This is a genomic window from Labedella gwakjiensis, assembly GCF_003014675.1.
GTDB classification, from domain to species: Bacteria; Actinomycetota; Actinomycetes; order Actinomycetales; family Microbacteriaceae; genus Labedella; species Labedella gwakjiensis.
This window is the reverse complement of sequence record NZ_PYAU01000001.1, coordinates 3,260,561-3,278,996: the sequence shown is the minus strand read 5'-3', so window position 1 is coordinate 3,278,996 and position 18,436 is coordinate 3,260,561. Positions and strand designations below refer to the sequence as shown.

Below are 18,436 nucleotides of genomic sequence, written 5' to 3'. Positions count from 1 at the left end.
CACCCGTCCCAGTAAAGTGCTAGGGGGTTCGGGGACGATAGAGCCCTCGTCCCGGGCATCGACCCGATCAGCAGCGGAGGACTACGTGGCAGCCAGCAAGAACGAGGAGCGCGCGGCACGCGAGGCGCGTCAGCGGCTCAAGGCGTACAAGGCCCGCCAGGCCGTGCACGCGCACCGCACCTCGCGTCGGGTCCGCGACAACTGGATCGCCGCCGTCCTCGTCGTCGTGGTCGCCTCGGCCGTGACCCTCGGTCAACTCGCGTTCCTGAAAGCCGGACCGTTCGAGGCCGCTGCCACCCCGTCGGCCAGCGCGTCGGCCGATGCGTCCGCGGCCCCCGCGGTGGACCTTCCCTCCCCCGACTTCGCCGAGGACCGCACGTGGACCGGCACCATGACGATCAACGACATCCCTCTCGGCATCGAGCTCGACGGCGCGGCAGCACCGCAGGGCGTCTCGGCGTTCGTCGCCCTCACGCAGGCCGGCTTCTACGACGGGCTCTCCTGCCACCGCCTCACGACATCCGACGGCTTCGGCGTCCTGCAGTGCGGTGACCCGAACGGCGACGGCTCGGGCGGACCCGGATTCAGCTATGGCCCCATCGAGAACGCACCGGACGACGACGTCTATCCGGCTGGCACGATCGCCATGGCCCGCCAGAGCGGCGACGGCGAGAGCATGGGCAGCCAGTTCTTCATCGTCTACGAGGACACGACGATCCCCTCGGACGAGGCCGGCGGCTACACCGTCCTCGGACAGGTCACGAGCGGACTCGACGGGCTGATCTCCGGCGTCGTCGATGCCGGCACTGCCGACGGCTCGACAGACGGCTCTCCCGCCGTCGCGACGACCATCACCTCGGTAACGGTTCAGTAGCCCGTCGCGTCGCACCGAGCCCCTCGTAATAGGCTGGGGGCTCGGTACGGTCGCACCACAGCGCGACCGCGAGCGACAAGGGTGATGCACGTGACAACGTCTGGGCAGCAGGAGTGGGGCCGCGTCGACGACGACGGCACCGTATACGTCCGCGAGGGTGAGGAGTGGCGCACCGTCGGCCAGTTCCCCGACGGGACACCGGACGAGGCGATGGCGTACTTCCAGCGGAAGTACACGGATCTCGCCGGTCAGGTCGTCCTCCTCGAGCAGCGGGCGCGCAACGGCGCGCCGGCCGCCGACGTCGCGCGAGCGGTCACGCGTCTGAAGACGGAACTCCAGACCCCCAACGCCGTGGGTGACCTCGAGTCGCTGCGTGGGCGGGTCGCGGCGCTCGACACCACGGTGTCGGAGCTCACGGAGCAGCAGAGCGTCGAAGCCCAGGCGGCCGTCGCAGGCGCCATCGCCGAGCGCACGGCGATCGTCGACGAGGCCGAGGCACTCGCCGCTCTCGATCCCGCCAAAGTCCAGTGGAAGCAGGCGACCGAGAAGCTCAACGATCTCTTCGCTCGCTGGCAGGCGCACCAGCAGACGGGGCCGAAGCTCCCGAAGGCGGAGGCGAACGAGCTCTGGAAGCGTTTCCGCACGGCACGCACGACGATCGAGCAGCACCGCCGCACGTTCTTCGCCGAACTCGATTCCGTCCACCGCGACGCCAAGTCGAAGAAGACGAGCCTCATCGAGCAGGCTGAGGCCCTCATCCCGAAGGGCATCGACGGCGTTCCCGGGTACCGGGATCTCCTCGACGAGTGGAAGCGCTCCGGACGCGCCGGCAAGAAGACGGACGACGCTCTCTGGGCGCGATTCAAGGCCGCTGGCGATGCGATCTACCAGGCCAAGGCCGAGGTCGACGCCGCCGAGAACGAGGAGTACACCGCGAACCTCCAGGTGAAGCTCGCTCTCCTCGAAGAGGCCGAGCCGCTCATCGGCGAGAAGGACCTCGACACCGCCAAGAAGGCCCTCCTCTCCATCCAGCGGCGATGGGACGCCGCCGGAAAGGTGCCCCGCGACCAGATCCGTCCGATCGAGGATCGGCTGCGCAAGGTCGAGCAGGCCGTCCGCACCCTCGAGGACGAGCAGTGGCGCCGCAACAACCCCGAGACGAAGGCCCGCACCGAGGGCCTCGCCTCGCAGCTCGGCTCGGCGATCCAGAAGCTCGAAGCCGACCTCGAGTCGGCCAAGGCCTCGGGTGACGCCCGCGCGGAGGCCGAGGCTCGCGAGGCGCTCGAGACCCGACGCGCCTGGCTCGACGCGATCGGCTGATCACGCGAGGTGACGATGCGGGGCCGGCGACGATTCGTCGGCCCCTTCTCGTGCACCGATGGTTCTCTCCCCACCGCGCGAGACGGGTAGAGACTGCCGTCCACAGATAGGCCCGGAGCGGCGGACGACACCGACCGGTTCGCTCATGCTGTCAGGCATGTCCTCTCCAGCGCTCCCTCTCCTGTTCATCGGCGGCCGCGAGTTCTCCATCGCAGAACTCTCCTCAGCACGTATCGACGGCGAGCTGCTCCCCGTGGGCGATGGATTCGCCCCGGTGGGCGAGCCCGTCGGTGTGCGGCATCGCGCCGCTGCCCTCGTCGGCGACATCCCGCCGGCCTATACGGTCGTCGGCCGCAGCGCCGCCTGGCTGCACGGAGCGGGGGGACGATGCCCCGTCCCTGTCGAGGTCGGAGGATCCGGGCCGGCCGCGCGGTGGGTCCGGCCTTATCGCTCGGTCCGGACGATGAGGATCCGGGACGAGCACCGGATGCACGTCCCCGTCGGTCGACTGAGTGTCGCGGTCCTCACCCCGGTCGGGACGGCGATCGACCTCGCGCGCATCGGCGTCTCCCCCGAGGACGACGCTCTCCTACGGGCGATCGTGCGTCGGTGCGGCCTCGAGAAGGCGCAGCTGCTCGCCGACCTCGACGATTGGACGCATCTCCCGGGCAAGCGACACGTCGCCGGACGCATCGAGGCCGCGTGTGTCAGCCACCGTTGACGCGATAGACGTCGTAGACCGCATCGATACGGCGGACAGCGTTCAACACCCGTTCGAGGTGGGTGGTGTCCCCCATCTCGAAGACGAAGCGGCTGATGGCCAGACGGTTGTTCGAGGTGGACACCGTGGCGGAGAGGATGTTCACGTGGTGCTCGCTGAGCACGCGCGTGACGTCCGACAGAAGGCCGGCCCGGTCGAGCGCCTCGACCTGGATCTGCACGAGGAAGAGGCTCTTCGAGGTGGGCGCCCAGTCGACGTCGATCATCCGCTCGGGTTCCTGCAGGAGCGACTGCACGTTGTGGCAATCCGACCGGTGGACCGACACTCCCGTGCCACGCGTCACGAAGCCGACGATCTCGTCACCGGGAACCGGCGTGCAGCATTTCGCGAGCTTCACGAGGATGTCCGGCGCTCCGCGAACGAGGACCCCGGAGTCGCTGTCCGGCAGAGGGCGCGTGCGCCCGCGCACGGGGAAGTCCAGAGCTGTGGGATCGTCCGCGTCGGTCTCACCCTGGATGAGAGCCGCGACCTTCTCGAGCACCGATTGCGTCGAGACGTGACCCTCGCCGACAGCGGCGTACAGCCCCGAGACGTCTTCGTATCTCAGCTGAGAGGCGACCTCGGCGAACGAGTCCTGATTCATGAGCTTCTGCAGCGGCATGTTCTGCTTGCGCATCGCTCGGGCGATCGCGTCCTTGCCCTGCTCGATCGCCTCGTCGCGGCGTTCCTTCGTGAACCACTGACGGATCTTGTTGCGTGCCCGCGGGCTCTTGACGAAGTTCAACCAGTCCTGGCTAGGACCTGAGTCGGGGTTCTTGGAGGTGAACACCTCCACGACGTCGCCGCTGTTGAGCTCGGACTCGAGTGGCACGAGCCGGCCGTTGACCTTGGCACCCATCGTGCGGTGACCGACCTCGGTGTGGACCGCGTAGGCAAAGTCCACGGGAGACGCGCCTGCTGGGAGCCCGATGACGCGACCCTTCGGAGTGAAGACGTACGTCTCCTTCGCGCCGATCTCGAACCGCAGCGAATCGAGGAACTCGCTCGGATCGGCCGTCTCGGCCTGCCAGTCGGAGATGTGCGCGAGCCAGGCGAGGTCGTTCTCCGACGGAGCTCCCCCGGCCTTCGTGCCGTTCATCCGCTCCTTGTACTTCCAGTGGGCGGCGACACCGTACTCGGCGTGCTGGTGCATCTCGTGCGTGCGGATCTGGATCTCGACCGACTTGCCGCCCGGCCCGATGACGGTCGTGTGGAGCGACTGGTACAGGTTGAACTTCGGCGTCGCGATGTAGTCCTTGAACCGCCCGGGCAGCGGTGTCCACCGGGCATGGATGGACCCGAGCACGGCGTAGCAGTCGCGCACGCTGCCGACGAGAACGCGGATTCCGACGAGGTCGTAGATGTCGTCGAAGTCGCGGCCCCGCACGATCATCTTCTGGTAGATCGAGTAGTACTGCTTCGGTCGTCCCACGACCTTGCCGCGGATCTTGAGACCCTTGAGGTCCTCGCCGACGGAGTCGATGACGTTCTGGACGTACTCCTCGCGCTGCGGGGTCCGCTGCCGCACGAGGCTCTCGATCTCGGCGTAGATCTTCGGGTGGAGGACCGCGAACGACAGGTCCTCGAGCTCCCATTTGATCGTCTGGATACCGAGTCGGTGCGCGAGCGGCGCGTAGATCTCGAGAGTCTCCGTGGCCTTCCGTGTGGCCGATTCGGGCTTCACGAAACCCCAGGTGCGCGCGTTGTGGAGACGATCGGCGAGCTTGATGATGAGGACGCGGATGTCCTTCGACATCGCGACGATCATCTTGCGGACGGTCTCCGCCTGGGCGCTGTCGCCGTACTTGACCTTGTCGAGCTTGGTGACGCCGTCGACGAGCATGGCGATCTCGTCGCCGAAATCACCACGGAGGTCGTCGAGGGAGTAATCGGTGTCCTCGACCGTGTCGTGGAGGAGCGCGGCGGCGATCGTCTTCGCCCCGATACCGAGATCGGCCAGGATCTGCGCGACAGCCACGGGGTGGGTGATGTACGGCTCACCGCTCTGACGCTTCTGGCCACGGTGCGCACGCTCCGCCACCGTATAGGCGCGCTCGATGATCGAGATGTCGGCCTTCGGCTCGTGCATCCGCACGGTGCGGATGAGCCTGTCGACAGCGCCGGCCGGCTGTGCTCGCGAGAAGATCCTCGGCACGAGGCGGCGCAGAGAGGCAGTCTGCGACGGAGTCGTCTCGGTCATCGCACGCACCACCTCTCTGATCCGAGGTTACTCTGCGTCGGAGGACTGTCCGGCCATCGCGGGGCGCACGGCCGACGTCGATCGAGACCGGTTGAGGAGGATTCGCTTGTCGCGCTTCGCGATCTCAGGCTCCCCTTCGCGGAACAGCGCATAGAGCGGTGCTGCGACGAAGATGGTCGAGTAGGTGGCGACGAGGATGCCGACGAGCAGCGAGAGCGAGATGTCGCGCAACGTTTCCGCGCCCAGGACGAACGCACCGATCACGAGGATGGCAGCGACCGGCAGAGCGGCGACGACCGACGTGTTGATCGACCGGACGAGGGTCTGATTGACCGCGAGGTTGACCGACTCGGCGAACGTACGCGGAGACTCTTCGCCATCCTCTGAGGTGTTCTCTCGGATCTTGTCGAACACCACGACGGTGTCGTACAAGGAGTAACCGAGGATGGTGAGGAATCCGATCACCGCCGCCGGCGTGATCTCGAACCCGCTGAGCGAGTACACACCGAGCGTGATGACGAGGACGTCGACGAGGGCGATGATCGCGGCCGCGGACATCTTCCACGTGCGGAAGTAGATCGCCATGATGCCGAAGGTCAGGACGAGGAAGATCACGAGACCGGTGAGAGCCTGCCGCGTGACGTCTTGGCCCCAGGATGCACCGATGAAGGAGGTGCTGACCTGGCTCGGCGAGACACCGTACGCGTCGGCGAGGGACGCGGCGACAGCGGTCGTCTCGTCCGGGGTGAGCTGGTCCGTCTGCACACGCACGGCCGTCTCGCCGACCGTGCTGACGCGCGCCACGGCGTCGGGCGCGGCCTCCGCGACGGCCTCCGTCGCCGTCTCCTGGTCGATGCTGTCCGCGTTCTCGACGGTGAACTGCGACCCGCCGGTGAACTCGATACCGAAGTTGAAGTACGAACCGGTCGTCGCACCCTTGATGAGGGGGACGGCGATCGAGCCGAGGACGAGGATGAGGGCCACGGTGAACCAGATCCGGCGGTTGCCGACGAAGTTGATCGACCGCTTGCCCGTGTAGAGATCGTTTCCGAACTGCGTGAGGTTGGCCATCAGGAGTCCTTGTCCTTCGTGGAGGTCGACGTGCTGCTCTTCTGCGATTCCGCGAGCTTGCGCTCCGCGATCGTCTGGCGGCGCTGCGCCTCGCGGCTCGACGACGCGAGCTTGGCCTGCTTCACCGTCTCCGTGGGCGACCGGAACTGGGCGCGCCCGCGATAGACGGCGCCGAGCGCCTTCGGATCGAGACCCGAGAGCTTGTGACCGCTCGAGAAGAACCGGGTCTGGGCGAGCAGCTGCAGCATCGGGTGCGTGAAGAGGAGCACCACGAGCACGTCGATGATCGTCGTGAGTCCGAGGGTGAACGCGAATCCACGCACGTTTCCAACCGCGACGGCGTAGAGCACCACGGCCGCCAGCAGGTTGACGCCCTTGGACGCGTAGATGGTGCGCTTCGCACGCTTCCACGCCGCCTCGACAGCGGACTCGAGTCCGCGGCCGTCACGGAGCTCGTCCCTGATGCGTTCGAAGTACACGATGAACGAGTCGGCCGTGAAGCCGATCGCCACGATGATTCCCGCGACACCCGCGAGCGACAGCCTGTAGCCCTGGCGCCACGAGAGCAGCGCGATCGCGAGATAGGTGAGCACGCCGGCGACGACGAGTGACGCGATCGTCACGAAGCCGAGGAGACGGTACTGGAAGAGCGTGTAGATGACGACGAGGATCAGACCGATGAGACCGGCGATGAGACCGATCTGCAGCTGAGCCGAGCCGAGCGTCGCCGAGATCTGCTCGGAGGACGAGACCTCGAAGCTGATCGGGAGCGCGCCGTACTTGAGCTGGTCGGCGAGCGTCTTGGCGGTCTCCTCGGTGAAGCTTCCCGAGATGCTGGGTCGACCGTCGGTGATCAGTCCGTTCATCGACGGGGCCGAGATGACCGAGCCGTCGAGGACGAACGCGAACTGGTTCTGCGGAGCCGTGGCTCCGTAGAGGCGCTGGCTGATGTCGGCGAAGATGTCGGTTCCGTCTCCATCGAGGGTGATGTTGACGACCCAGCGTCCGGTCGTTCCGCCGGACGACGTGGTCTCCAGCCCGCTCGAGGCGTCGGTGATCGCCGATCCGCTCAATTCCACGGGACCGAGGATGTACTTCACCGTCCCGTCCGATTCGCACGTGACGAGCGGCTCGTCGTCCGGCGCGTCGGCGACATCGGCCGGAGGGTTGGCGCAGTCGTAGGCCTGGAACTCGGCTTGCAGCGCCGGCGTGATGTACTCCAGGTCGCTCGCGTTCGTCGGGGACGTGCTCGGCGTGGCCTCGAGGGAGGGATCCGGCGACGGGTACGGCGTCTCCGCGCCGTCCTCACCAACGAAGGTGTTGGCGGGTGCCGAGGTCGCGAGGACCGGTCGGAACTCAAGCTGGGCGGACGCCTCGATGCGCTGTCGCGTCTCCTCGTCGGCCTCACCGGGGATCGAGACCACGATGTTCTGGCCGCCCTGGGTGTTGACCTCGGCTTCCGAGACACCGGAGGCGTCGACGCGCTGCCGGATGATCGACACGGCCTGGCTGAGCTGTTCCTGGGAGACCTGCTGGCCGTCCTCGAGTTGGGCTTCCAGGATGATCTGGGTGCCGCCCTCGAGGTCGAGCGCGAGTTTCGGAGCGACGGTCGCATTGCCCCAGATCACACCACCCGCGAGCACTGCTCCGAGGACGATGAGGATAACGCCCAACCACGCGAGAGAACGCGATGCATTTCTGACCGGTGTCGATCGTGCCAACTCGGTACTCAGCTTTCTACGACCGTGCCGCCCACGAGGGGCGGCACGAAGGGGTGGATCGACTAGTTGTCGGACTTCTTCTCGGCGTCTGCCTGCTTCTCGGCATCCGTCCGCACGTCGATGACGGGCTCACTCGCGACGAGCGGATCCGTCGAGGAGGTCGACTCGTCCACGATCCCGTGGTCGTCGACGGGGGCGGCGTCCACGTCATCGATGACGCGCGCGATCGTCTGGCGGTGGACGGTGAGAACCGTACCGGGCGCCACCTCGAGCGCGACCTTGTTGTCGTCCTCGTCCATGGTGAGGATGGTGCCGAACAGACCGAAGTTCGTCATGACCTCGGCGCCCGGAGCGACCTTCGACTGCAGCGCTTCCTGGTCGCGCTTGCGCTTCTGCCCGTTGCGGAACATGAAGAAGATGAGCACGGCCAGGATGGCCAGCATGCCGAGAGTCAACGGGTCCATGAGGGGGGTGACACCTTTCGCGGTACGGAACCGCTGATCGATAAGTACGTTACGTATGGGGATTCGCCGCTCGGAAGCGCGTGTTTCGCCGCGCGCCCGGAAGGCCAGCTTGAATTATAGGTCATCGGTGAGGTACGGACCTGTGGCCCTGTCCACACCGCTCCGCTCGATGCCGAAGTGGCGGAAGGCGAGCGGAGTCGCCACGCGTCCGCGTGGTGTGCGGGTGAGCAGACCGATCCGGACGAGGAAGGGTTCGACCACGCTCTCGATCGTCTCGGCTTCCTCTCCTACGGATACGGCGAGGGTTCCGAGGCCGACCGGTCCCCCGTCGAACCGCGTCAGGAGGATGTCCATGACCGCACGATCGAGACGATCGAGACCGAGCGGGTCCACGTCGTAGAGTTCGAGCGCCCCGCGCACCGCCGTGAGATCCGCCCCCGTGCCGTGGACGAGCGCGAAGTCGCGCACGCGACGCAGGAGCCTGTTCGCGATTCGAGGGGTTCCGCGGCATCGGCCCGCGATCTCGGCGATGGCCGACGACGAGATGTCGAGGTCGAGCAGGAGGGCGGCGCGCGCGAGCACCCGCTCGAGATCCGACGCGTCGTAGAACTCGAGGTGCGCGGTGAATCCGAAGCGATCTCGCAGCGGGTTGGGGAGCAGACCGGAACGCGTGGTGGCCCCGACCAGGGTGAACGGCGCCAGCTCGAGCGGAACGGAGGTGGCTCCCGCTCCCTTACCTACCATGATGTCGATGCGGAAGTCCTCCATCGCGAGGTAGAGCATCTCCTCCGCCGACCGTGCCATGCGATGGATCTCGTCGATGAAGAGGATCTCCCCGGGGAGCAGACTCGACAGCACCGCAGCCAGGTCCCCGGCGTGCTGGATGGCCGGCCCGCTCGACAGACGGAGCGGGCGCCCGCTCTCGGCGGCCACGATCATGGCGAGCGTCGTCTTGCCGAGGCCCGGAGGACCGGCGAGGAGGATGTGGTCCGGCGTGCGGTTCTGGATGGCCGCGGCCCGGAGGAGGAGCTCGAGCTGACCGCGCACCTTCGGCTGACCGACGAACTCGGCGAGGGTAGAGGGGCGCAGAGCCCCTTCGAAGGCGAGTTCGGCCTCGGACTCGGGGGCCGCGTCGAGCGCACGATCGTCGCTCACGCGCTCGACCCGTTCCGCGGCGCCGGACCGAGCTGCGCGAGCGCGAGGCGCAAGAGCGTCTGGACGGGCGCGTCGGCCGCCTCCGGGTGGGCCGTCGCGACGTCGTCCACGGCGGCTGCGGCGACGCGCTCGGGCCACCCCAGACCGACGAGCGCGCTCACGACGTCTGAACCGGCCGACACCGGCACGGCCGAGCGCTCCGGCTGCTGGGAGATTCCGAGCAGCTTCCCCGCGAGTGAGACCACGATGAGCTTCGCCGTCTTGGGACCGATGCCCGAGACCTTCCGGAACGACGCGTCGTCGTCGGCGGCGACGGCCGCGGCGATCTGTCCGGGCCCGAGGTGAGACAGGACGCCGAGGGCCGACTTCGGTCCGACGCCGGCGACTCCGAGCAGCAGGTCGAAGACCTCACGGTGCTCGACCGTCTCGAAGCCGAACAGGGTCATCGCGTCCTCTCGGACGATGAGCGTGGTGTGGAGGAAGGTGTCGTGGCCGACGGTCATCGCGATGGCGTGCTCCGGCGTGACGAGCACGGCGTAACCGACTCCGCCCACCTCGATGTGCGCCGTCGCTCCGGTCACGGCGAGCACGCGGCCCCTGATGCTGGAAATCACCGTCACAGCCTACGGCGGCCCACCGACAGCGCCACGACCGGCGCGCGGACACCGCCGAGGCGAGGACGACTCAGCGCTTGCTCGCGCGCTCCGCCGCGAGCCACGCACGCTGCGCCGGGGTCATCGCGGAGGGGTCTCCTCCCGACGCCGCAGCGGGTGCAGCCCCTCGCCACGCATGACAGATCGCGAGGGCGAGCGCGTCGGCGGCGTCGGCCGGCTGCGGCAGCTCGGCGAGACCGAGGACGCGGGCGACCATCGTCTGCACCTGCTTCTTATCAGCGGCGCCGTACCCGGTGATCGCCGCCTTGACCTCGCTCGGCGTGCGCAGACCGACGGGGATCGTGCGCGACGCCGCGGCGTGCAACGCGAGGCCGCTCACCTGCGCCGTACCCATGACCGTCCGCAGGTTGTGCTGCGCGAACACTCGCTCCACCGCCATCGCGTGGGGCTTGTGCTCGTCGATCGCCGCTTCGAGCCCGAGACCGATCGTCAGCAGCCGCTGTTCGATCGGGCTCGACGGCTCGCTCCGGACGACGCCGTAGTAGACGAGGGACACGCGGCGGTCCGGCTCCACGTCCACGACGCCGATGCCGCACCGGGTGAGACCGGGGTCGACCCCGAGCACCCGGAGCGTCACGGTCAGTCCTCGGTCTCGAGCTGCGCCTGGACGTCAGGGGTGATGTCGTAGTTGCTGTAGACGTTCTGGACGTCGTCCGAGTCCTCGAGCGCATCGATGAGACGGAAGACCTTGCGTGCGGTCTCCGCGTCCACCTCGATCTTGAGGTTCGGAACGAATGCGACGTCGGCGGAGTCGTAGTCGATCCCGGCCTCCTGCAGCGCCGTGCGGGTGGCGACGAGATCGCTCGCCTCCGTGAAGACCTCGAACGTGTCCTCCTCGGCGACGACCTCCTCTGCTCCCGCCTCGAGCACCGCGAGCAGGACGTCGTCCTCCGTCGTCCCCTCGGACGGGACCACGATGATCCCCTTGCGTGCGAAGTTGTAGGCGACGCTGCCGGGGTCGGCCATCGCGCCGCCGTTGCGCGACATCGCTGTGCGCACCTCGGCCGCCGCGCGGTTCTTGTTGTCCGTCAGACACTCGATGAGGAGCGCGACGCCGTTCGCGGCGTAGCCCTCGTACATGATCGTGGTGTACTCGACGACCTCACCGGTGAGGCCTGCACCACGCTTGATGGCGCGATCGATGTTGTCGTTCGGCACCGAGGTCTTCTTGGCCTTCTGAACGGCGTCGACGAGGGTCGGGTTGCCCGAGAGATCGGCGCCACCCATCTTCGCGGCGACCTCGATGTTCTTGATGAGCTTGGCGAACGACTTCGCGCGCCGCTGGTCGATGACGGCCTTCTTGTGCTTCGTCGTCGCCCACTTGGAATGCCCGGACATGTGCTCCTCTTACTGCCGTGATGATCGCACCCATTGTAGAACGCCAGCGCGATGCGTCCGCGGCGCAGCACCGTGCCGACCGCGGACCGGTCATGTCGACGCGCGCGCCGACACCCTCTCGAGGAAGCGGCGGTGGAACCGTGACTCCCCCGTCATCTCGGGGTGGAAGGACAACCCCAGCAGGTTACCCTGCTCGACGCCGACGACCGTCCCATCGGCCAGTCGGGCGAGCGGCGTCGCCGCCGCCCCCACCTCCTCGACGAGCGGTGCGCGGATGAAGACGGCGTGCACGAGCCCCGATCCGAGCACCGTCACATCGAGATCGGTCTCGAACGAGTCGAGCTGGGATCCGAACGCGTTCCGACGGACCGTGACGTCGAGCCCCCCGAAGGTGCGCTGACCGGGGCCCCCGTCGACGATCCGGTCGGCCAGGAGGATGAGACCGGCACACGTCCCGAACACCGGGAGCCCGTCGGCGATCGCGGATCGGATCGGGTCGCGGAGTCCGAAGGTCGTCGCGAGCTTGTCGATGACCGTCGACTCCCCTCCGGGAAGGACGAGGCCGTCGACACTCGCGAGATCCACCGGTGTTCGCACGGGCACGGCCTCCGCTCCGAGCGACGACAGGACGGAGAGATGCTCGCGCACGTCGCCCTGCAATGCCAGGACTCCGACGCGCGGCGTTCCCGAGCTACCAGCCACGCTCGGCGAGCCGGTGCGGCGCGGCGAGGTCGGCGACGTTGATCCCCACCATCGCCTCGCCGAGGCCACGCGATGCCGCGGCGATCTCCGCCGGGTCGTCGAAGAACGTCGTCGCCTTCACGATCGCAGCGGCCCGCTGGGCGGGGTTGCCCGATTTGAAGATGCCCGAGCCCACGAATACGCCGTCGGCGCCGAGCTGCATCATGAGCGCGGCGTCCGCCGGGGTGGCGACCCCGCCGGCCGTGAAAAGGACGACGGGGAGCTTCCCGGTCTCCGCGATCTCGGCCACGAGCTCGTAGGGGGCTTGCAGCTCCTTCGCCGCGACGTAGAGCTCGTCCTTCGACAGAGCGGTCAAGGCCCGGATCTCCGAGTTGATCGTCCGGATGTGCTTCGTGGCCTCCGAGACGTCGCCCGTCCCCGCCTCGCCTTTCGAGCGGATCATCGCCGCGCCCTCGTTGATGCGGCGGAGCGCCTCGCCGAGGTTGGTCGCCCCGCAGACGAAGGGGACGGTGAACGACCACTTGTCGATGTGATTGACGTAGTCGGCCGGGCTCAGCACCTCCGACTCGTCGATGTAGTCGACATCGAGCGCCTGCAGCACCTGGGCCTCCACGAAGTGCCCGATACGGGCCTTCGCCATGACCGGGATCGACACCTCCGCGATGATCGCCTCGATGAGATCGGGGTCGCTCATTCGGGCGACGCCGCCCTGGGCTCGGATGTCGGCGGGCACACGCTCGAGAGCCATGACGGCGACGGCTCCGGCGTCTTCGGCGATCCGCGCTTGCTCGGGCGTGACGACGTCCATGATGACGCCGCCTTTGAGCATCTCGGCGAGTCCGCGCTTGACGCGGTCCGAGCCCGTGACGGAGGAGGTGGGTGCGGTTCGGTTCATGGCTGCGAGCCTAGATCCGCCAGGGCGTCGGGGCGCCGTCGCGGGTCGGGCCAATTCACCGAAACTGGCCCGCAGATGCAAGGTCGCCGCAGGCCAATTCCCGACTAGTGGCCCGGGGACCCCGGCCAGGCATCGGCGAGAGTCCTGCGGACGTCGCCGAGCAGCTGCGGGAGCGCCTTCGTCCGAGCGATGATCGGGAAGAAGTTCGCGTCCTGGGCCCACCGCGGCACGATGTGCTGGTGGAGATGTCCGGCGATCCCGGCCCCCGCCACGGCGCCCTGATTCATCCCGATGTTGAAGCCGTCGTTGTTCGAGGCGGCGCGGACGACGCGCATCGCCGTCTGTGTCAGCGATCCGATCTCCGCGACCTCCTCCGGCGTCGCCTCGTCGTAGAGCGGGATGTGACGATACGGGCAGACGAGGAGATGTCCGGAGTTGTAGGGGAAGAGGTTGAGCAGAACGTACGCGTGTGTTCCGCGCGCGACGATGAGCGACGTCTCGTCGTCCTGCTGAGGCGCCCAGCAGAACGGGCACTCGTCGATGTGCGGCTGCGGGCCGTTCTCGATGTACGCCATCCGGTGGGGCGTCCACAGACGCTGGAATTCGTCGGGCACGCCGGCGAGGTGCGCGGCATCCTCCACGGGAGAGCGGTCGTCCGTCATTCCGCCCACGCCGTGAGGACGAGTTCCTTCTCGGCGATCGCGCCGCGGATACGCTCGATCGCCTGATCGACCGGAATGCCGTTGAGCTGGGTGCCGTCGAGGAAGCGGAAGCTGACGGAGCCGCCGGCCACGTCCTGCTCGCCCGCGATGAGCTGGAGCGGGACCTTGCCCGTCGTGTGGGTGCGGATCTTCTTCTGCATGCGGTCGTCGCTGCGGTCGACGGTCGCGCGCACTCCCGCGGAGCGCAGGCGAGCCACGATGTCCTCGAGATACGGCGCGTACTCGTCGGCGACGGGGATCGCGACGACCTGCTCCGGCGCGAGCCAGAGCGGGAAGGCCCCGGCGTAGTGCTCGAGCAGGATCGCGAAGAAGCGTTCGATCGAACCGAGGAGCGCTCGGTGGATCATGACGGGCTGCTGTCGCGAACCGTCGGCGGCGGCGTACTCGAGCTCGAAGAGCTCCGGCTGGTTGAAGTCGAGCTGCACCGTGGACAGCTGCCACGTGCGGCCGATCGCGTCGCGGGCCTGAACGGAGATCTTCGGCCCGTAGAACGCGGCGCCACCCGGGTCGGGCACGAGCTCGAGGCCGGACTCCACGGCGACCTGGCGGAGCGTCTCCGTCGCCTCCTCCCACGCCTCATCGGTGCCGACGAACTTCTCCGGATCCTTCGTGGAGAGCTCGAGGTAGAAGTCGTCGAGCCCGTATCCCCTGAGCGTCTCCAGCACGAACTCGAGCTGGCGAGCGAGCTCGGCCTTGACCTGGTCAGGTGTGACGTAGATGTGCGCGTCGTCCTGAGTGAGGCCGCGGACGCGCGTGAGGCCCGAGAGGGTCCCGCTCTTCTCGTAGCGGTACACCGTGCCGAACTCCGCGAGGCGCAGGGGCAGCTCGCGATAGCTGCGACCGCGCGCCCGGTAGATGAGGTTGTGCATCGGGCAGTTCATGGGCTTCAGGTAGTAGTCCTGGCCCTGGCGCGTGAGCTCGCCGTCGGCGTCGTACTCGGCGTCGAGATGCATGGCCGGGAACATCCCGTCCTTGTACCAGCTGAGGTGCTGGCTGATCTCGTAGAGGTGTCCCTTGGTGATGTGCGGCGTGTTGACGAGCTCGTAATCGTTGGCGATGAGGCGCTCGCGCATGTAGTTCTCGATCTCGTTGCGGATGATGCCGCCACGAGGGTGGAAGACCGCGAGTCCCGAGCCGATCTCGTCGGGGAAGCTGAAGAGGTCGAGCTCGCGCCCGAGCTTGCGGTGATCGCGCTTCGCCGCCTCCTCGAGCCGCGCCTGGTACGCGCGCAGCTCGTCCTTCGTGGGCCAGGCGGTGCCGTAGATGCGCTGGAGCTGGGGGTTCTTCTCCGAACCGCGCCAATAGGCGGCCGCCACACGCATGAGGGCGAAGCCGTTCCCGATCATGCGGGTGTTCGGCAGGTGCGGACCGCGGCAGAGGTCCTTCCAGACCGTCTCCCCCGTCTTCGGGTCGACGTTGTCGTAGATCGTGAGCTCGCCGCCGCCGACCTCGACGGACTCCCCCGACTCGCCGGCATCCGATCCGCCCTTGAGGCCGATGAGTTCGAGCTTGAACGGCTCGTTCGCGAGTTCGGCGCGCGCCTCCTCCTCCGACACGACGCGGCGGATGAACCGCTGGCCCTGACGGATGATGCGGTCCATCTCCTTCTGGAGCGGCTTGAAGTCGTCGAGCGTGAACGGCTCGGCGACATCGAAGTCGTAGTAGAAGCCATCGGTGACGGGCGGCCCGATACCGAGCTTCGCCTCGGGATTGATCCGCTGCACCGCCTGCGCGAGCACGTGAGCAGCCGAGTGACGGAGGATGCCGAGGCCGTCGGCGGAGTCGATCGTCACGGGCTCGACCTCGTCGGCGTCCGTGATCGTGGTCGCCAGGTCCTTCAGCTCGCCGTTGACGCGCATGGCGACAACGGACCGGTCGGTGAACCTGGCGAAACCGTCTGACACAGCTGTTCCTTATCCGTCGAGGAGGGGGCTTACGTCCCCAACTCTATCGCCGCGTCGCGTCGCGTCCGTCGGGGCATGATCTCCTCCGGGGAACGACGAAGGCCTCCGGGAATCCCGGAGGCCTTGATATCGATGGTGGGCGATACTGGGATCGAACCAGTGACCTCTTCCGTGTCAGGGAAGCGCGCTACCGCTGCGCCAATCGCCCATGTTGTTGAGTTGTCTGCGTGGCTCAGGAAATGAGTTCTTGATCCTGATGATTGAGGTGGCGACGGGATTCGAACCCGTGTGGACGGCTTTGCAGGCCGCTGCCTCGCCTCTCGGCCACGCCACCGCGTGTGGTTGCCCACATGCCGCAGCCGACCGAAGCCGACCACCAACACTCGAGCGGATGACGAGATTCGAACTCGCGACCCTCACCTTGGCAAGGTGATGCGCTACCACTGCGCCACATCCGCATTTTCGCTCCCGTTTCCGGGTGCCTTGGAACTCTAACCGAAACCCCACCGCATGTCCAAACCGAGACACGCCGCCCGGTGGACGGCGGACGACCGCCACCATCGTGGTTCGCACCACACCCCGGCGTCCGTTAGGATCGTGTACCGCAGGCGTCCTCGCAGGACGCCGAATCAGGGCGATTGGCGCAGTTGGTAGCGCGCTTCCTTCACACGGAAGAGGTCATCGGTTCGAGTCCGGTATCGCCCACAACGACGCCCCGCACGACCACTGGTCGAGCGGGGTTTTCGCTTTCAGGACTCGACGGCACTCCCGCCTCTCCCCTGTGGATCCGCCGGTTTCGCAGCGCGACCGGCTGAAAGCGCGTACGGTCAGGGCTACAGGGTCACCCCGGCTCTCGACGGAGGCAGGACCATGGCGGAGAAGTCATCACGCAAGGCGGTCGCGAAGACGGCCGTTCGCTCTCTCAAGGAGAAGCGACTCGACAAGAAGAACAAGAAGGACGCCACGTCCGACGCTGGAGACATCGTCTCGAACGTCAATCGCAAGCGCTGAGGCCTCTCGGGTGACTGCGGTCGCTTGAGACGGAGGAGACGGTTCATCGCTCATCGGGCGGTGGGCCGTCTTCGCTGTTCCGGCGCGAGAACGTCCCCGGTTTTCGGGCGGCGTGAGCTGAGAGGATGGGCCGATGACGACTCCTGACCGTCCGAGCACGTTGGCCCGCCTCATCCCGGCGCTCATCACCCTGCGCGGCAGCAAGAGGATGTTCGCCTCCGCTGATCGGACGATGGAACATGCACGGTCGCACGTGCTCCGGCCGGAGTCGTTCGCGCCGCCGCGGTCTCTCGATCGTCGCGTCGACATCACGATCCGTCACGAGGACGGCTGGCCCGTGTACACGGTGAGCCCCCGCTCCGGAAGGACGCGACGGCGAGCGGTCTACGTCCACGGAGGGGCATGGATCAACGAGATCACCGCGTTCCATTGGCGCCTCATCGCGGAACTGTCGGAGACGACCGGCACGGAGATCACCGTGCCGGTCTATCCCCTCGTTCCGCGGCCGGAGGCCACGGCCCAGGCCGTCGTCACGCGGATCGCGGACATCGCGCACGGACTCTCCGAGGGTGTCGGCGGCCACAACGTCACACTGCTGGGCGACTCGGCCGGCGGCACCATCGCCCTGTCGGTCGCACAGCTCCTCCACACTCGCGGCGTCTCGTCACCGCGCGACGTCGTGCTGATCTCACCCGTGATCGACATGACCTTCACCGACCCCGAGATCTACCGCATCGAGCCGTCCGACCCGTGGCTCGACGTGCCCGGGCCGCGAGCCGTCGGCGAACGCTGGAGGGGCGAGCTCGACATCACGGATCCGCTCGTGAGCCCCGTGAACGGACCGCTCACGGGGGTGGGACGCATCAGTCTCTTCACCGGCACCCGCGACATCACGCACGCCGATGCGATCACCCTCGAGCGGAGGGCCCGCGAAGAGAGTCACCCGATCGACGTCTTCCGCGCGCCCGGGATGCTCCACGTGTATCCGCTGCTCCCCATACCGGAAGGAGCAGCCGCGCGGTCGATCATCGCGCGCATCCTCCGACGGGACGCGACCGAGGACTGACTCAGCCGACGGACCACCCGTAGCGTCGGGCGAGCGCGCTCGCCACGGCGCGGTACGTCTTCTCCGGGAGGAACGACGCCTCGCGCCGCACACCCGACGCGTCCACGCGGAAGACGCGGTCGAGTCGCGCCCAGCTCTCACGGTGCTGTCCGTCCCACGCACCCGTGCCCACCGAGAGGTGGTCGGGGTCGCCGTCGTGGGCCTTCGAGGTGAGTTGGATGCCGAGAAGACCGGACCGCCCGGCGGCCACCACGAGAACGGGACGGTCCTTTCCGCGGCCGTCGTTCTCCTCGTAGGGGACCCAGGTCCACACGATCTCGCCAGGGTCGGGCACGCCGTCCGCGGATGGTGTCCATTCGAGCCGCACGCGGCCGAGTCCGCGCGGATCGACCTCGACCGTCCGCCCGGGCGTCGACGTGCTGTCGATTCCGGCGGGAGTCTGCGGGCGGACCGGCGTCGGGTTCCTCCTCGAGCGGGGACGGAACAGGCCGACGACGGCAGCGAGGAGACCGGAGGAACGAGCCATGCCCGGAACACTACCCGGCACGACGGGACGAGT

The 18,436-nt window shown here is 67.7% G+C and carries 18 protein-coding genes and 4 tRNA genes; 6 read left to right on the top strand and 16 right to left on the bottom strand.

The features are described 5' to 3' along the window. The first annotated feature begins 85 nt into the window (after window positions 1–85). From CLV49_RS15405 to CLV49_RS15395, 3 genes are all read left to right on the top strand, one after another. On the top strand, window positions 86–874 hold the full coding sequence (locus CLV49_RS15405; protein ID WP_243696533.1) for a peptidylprolyl isomerase: 789 nt from the start codon (window positions 86–88) through the stop codon (window positions 872–874). 90 nt (window positions 875–964) lie between these two features. Next, window positions 965–2,194: a DUF349 domain-containing protein gene (locus CLV49_RS15400; RefSeq protein ID WP_424978162.1), complete on the top strand. Its 1,230-nt coding sequence runs from the start codon at window positions 965–967 to the stop codon at window positions 2,192–2,194. A 157-nt stretch (window positions 2,195–2,351) separates the two neighbouring features. Further along, window positions 2,352–2,915: a hypothetical protein gene (locus CLV49_RS15395; protein WP_106564323.1), complete on the top strand. Its 564-nt coding sequence runs from the start codon at window positions 2,352–2,354 to the stop codon at window positions 2,913–2,915. On the opposite strand, the gene CLV49_RS15390 is transcribed toward CLV49_RS15395, so the two are convergent. The 15 genes from CLV49_RS15390 to CLV49_RS15320 all read right to left on the bottom strand — a co-directional run bounded on the left by CLV49_RS15390 (window position 2,902) and on the right by CLV49_RS15320 (window position 16,258). Then, window positions 2,902–5,154 (bottom strand): RelA/SpoT family protein, encoded by a 2,253-nt coding sequence (locus CLV49_RS15390; protein ID WP_106564322.1) that lies wholly within the window; start codon window positions 5,152–5,154, stop codon window positions 2,902–2,904. The two genes, CLV49_RS15395 and CLV49_RS15390, sit on opposite strands and share 14 nt — an antisense overlap. A 27-nt stretch (window positions 5,155–5,181) precedes the next feature. Further along, window positions 5,182–6,225 carry a protein translocase subunit SecF gene (gene secF / locus CLV49_RS15385; RefSeq protein WP_106564321.1) on the bottom strand — a complete coding sequence of 348 codons (1,044 nt, stop codon included), beginning with the start codon at window positions 6,223–6,225 and terminating at the stop codon, window positions 5,182–5,184. Further along, complete coding sequence (gene secD / locus CLV49_RS15380) at window positions 6,225–7,946, bottom strand: protein translocase subunit SecD (protein ID WP_106564320.1); 1,722 nt, start codon at window positions 7,944–7,946, stop codon at window positions 6,225–6,227. The genes secF and secD overlap by 1 nt, the downstream gene beginning before the upstream one ends. Before the next feature lie 62 nt (window positions 7,947–8,008). Further along, window positions 8,009–8,389 (bottom strand): preprotein translocase subunit YajC, encoded by a 381-nt coding sequence (gene yajC, locus CLV49_RS15375; protein WP_243696534.1) that lies wholly within the window; start codon window positions 8,387–8,389, stop codon window positions 8,009–8,011. Window positions 8,390–8,524: 135 nt separating this feature from the next. Further along, window positions 8,525–9,565 carry a Holliday junction branch migration DNA helicase RuvB gene (gene ruvB / locus CLV49_RS15370; protein ID WP_106564318.1) on the bottom strand — a complete coding sequence of 347 codons (1,041 nt, stop codon included), beginning with the start codon at window positions 9,563–9,565 and terminating at the stop codon, window positions 8,525–8,527. Then, a complete protein-coding gene (gene ruvA / locus CLV49_RS15365) occupies window positions 9,562–10,179 on the bottom strand; it encodes a Holliday junction branch migration protein RuvA (RefSeq protein ID WP_106565155.1) in 618 nt (205 codons plus the stop codon). The genes ruvB and ruvA overlap by 4 nt, the downstream gene beginning before the upstream one ends. A 70-nt stretch (window positions 10,180–10,249) precedes the next feature. After that, entirely contained in the window at window positions 10,250–10,816 is a 567-nt protein-coding gene (ruvC, locus tag CLV49_RS15360; RefSeq protein ID WP_106564317.1) for a crossover junction endodeoxyribonuclease RuvC, read from the bottom strand. A 2-nt stretch (window positions 10,817–10,818) separates the two neighbouring features. Then, a complete protein-coding gene (locus CLV49_RS15355) occupies window positions 10,819–11,577 on the bottom strand; it encodes a YebC/PmpR family DNA-binding transcriptional regulator (protein ID WP_106564316.1) in 759 nt (252 codons plus the stop codon). A gap of 90 nt (window positions 11,578–11,667) precedes the next feature. Continuing rightward, the gene (gene pdxT, locus CLV49_RS15350; RefSeq protein ID WP_106564315.1) at window positions 11,668–12,279 is read right to left on the bottom strand and encodes a pyridoxal 5'-phosphate synthase glutaminase subunit PdxT; all 612 of its coding nucleotides are present in this window, start codon (window positions 12,277–12,279) and stop codon (window positions 11,668–11,670) included. Continuing rightward, window positions 12,269–13,174: a pyridoxal 5'-phosphate synthase lyase subunit PdxS gene (pdxS, locus tag CLV49_RS15345; RefSeq protein WP_106564314.1), complete on the bottom strand. Its 906-nt coding sequence runs from the start codon at window positions 13,172–13,174 to the stop codon at window positions 12,269–12,271. Before pdxS ends, pdxT begins: the two co-directional genes overlap by 11 nt. A gap of 104 nt (window positions 13,175–13,278) precedes the next feature. Beyond that, entirely contained in the window at window positions 13,279–13,836 is a 558-nt protein-coding gene (locus CLV49_RS15340) for an HIT family protein (RefSeq protein ID WP_106564313.1), read from the bottom strand. Further along, window positions 13,833–15,755: a threonine--tRNA ligase gene (gene thrS / locus CLV49_RS15335; protein WP_243696684.1), complete on the bottom strand. Its 1,923-nt coding sequence runs from the start codon at window positions 15,753–15,755 to the stop codon at window positions 13,833–13,835. Before thrS ends, CLV49_RS15340 begins: the two co-directional genes overlap by 4 nt. Window positions 15,756–15,933: 178 nt before the next feature. Further along, window positions 15,934–16,008, bottom strand: a tRNA-Val gene (locus tag CLV49_RS15330). A 55-nt stretch (window positions 16,009–16,063) separates the two neighbouring features. Continuing rightward, a tRNA-Cys gene (locus CLV49_RS15325) sits at window positions 16,064–16,134 on the bottom strand. A gap of 52 nt (window positions 16,135–16,186) precedes the next feature. Then, window positions 16,187–16,258, bottom strand: a tRNA-Gly gene (locus CLV49_RS15320). 174 nt (window positions 16,259–16,432) lie between these two features. Here CLV49_RS15320 and CLV49_RS15315 point away from each other — a divergent pair. From CLV49_RS15315 to CLV49_RS15310, 3 genes are all read left to right on the top strand, one after another. After that, window positions 16,433–16,505 (top strand) — tRNA-Val (locus CLV49_RS15315). A 165-nt stretch (window positions 16,506–16,670) separates the two neighbouring features. Beyond that, window positions 16,671–16,811, top strand: coding sequence for a hypothetical protein (locus tag CLV49_RS18380; RefSeq protein WP_158261994.1), 141 nt, complete (start codon window positions 16,671–16,673; stop codon window positions 16,809–16,811). Between the two features lie 133 nt (window positions 16,812–16,944). After that, window positions 16,945–17,877: an alpha/beta hydrolase fold domain-containing protein gene (locus CLV49_RS15310; RefSeq protein ID WP_106564311.1), complete on the top strand. Its 933-nt coding sequence runs from the start codon at window positions 16,945–16,947 to the stop codon at window positions 17,875–17,877. 1 nt (window position 17,878) lies between these two features. Here CLV49_RS15310 and CLV49_RS15305 read toward each other — a convergent pair whose 3' ends face one another. Further along, a complete protein-coding gene (locus CLV49_RS15305) occupies window positions 17,879–18,403 on the bottom strand; it encodes a type II toxin-antitoxin system PemK/MazF family toxin (RefSeq protein WP_106564310.1) in 525 nt (174 codons plus the stop codon). Window positions 18,404–18,436: the final 33 nt, after the last annotated feature.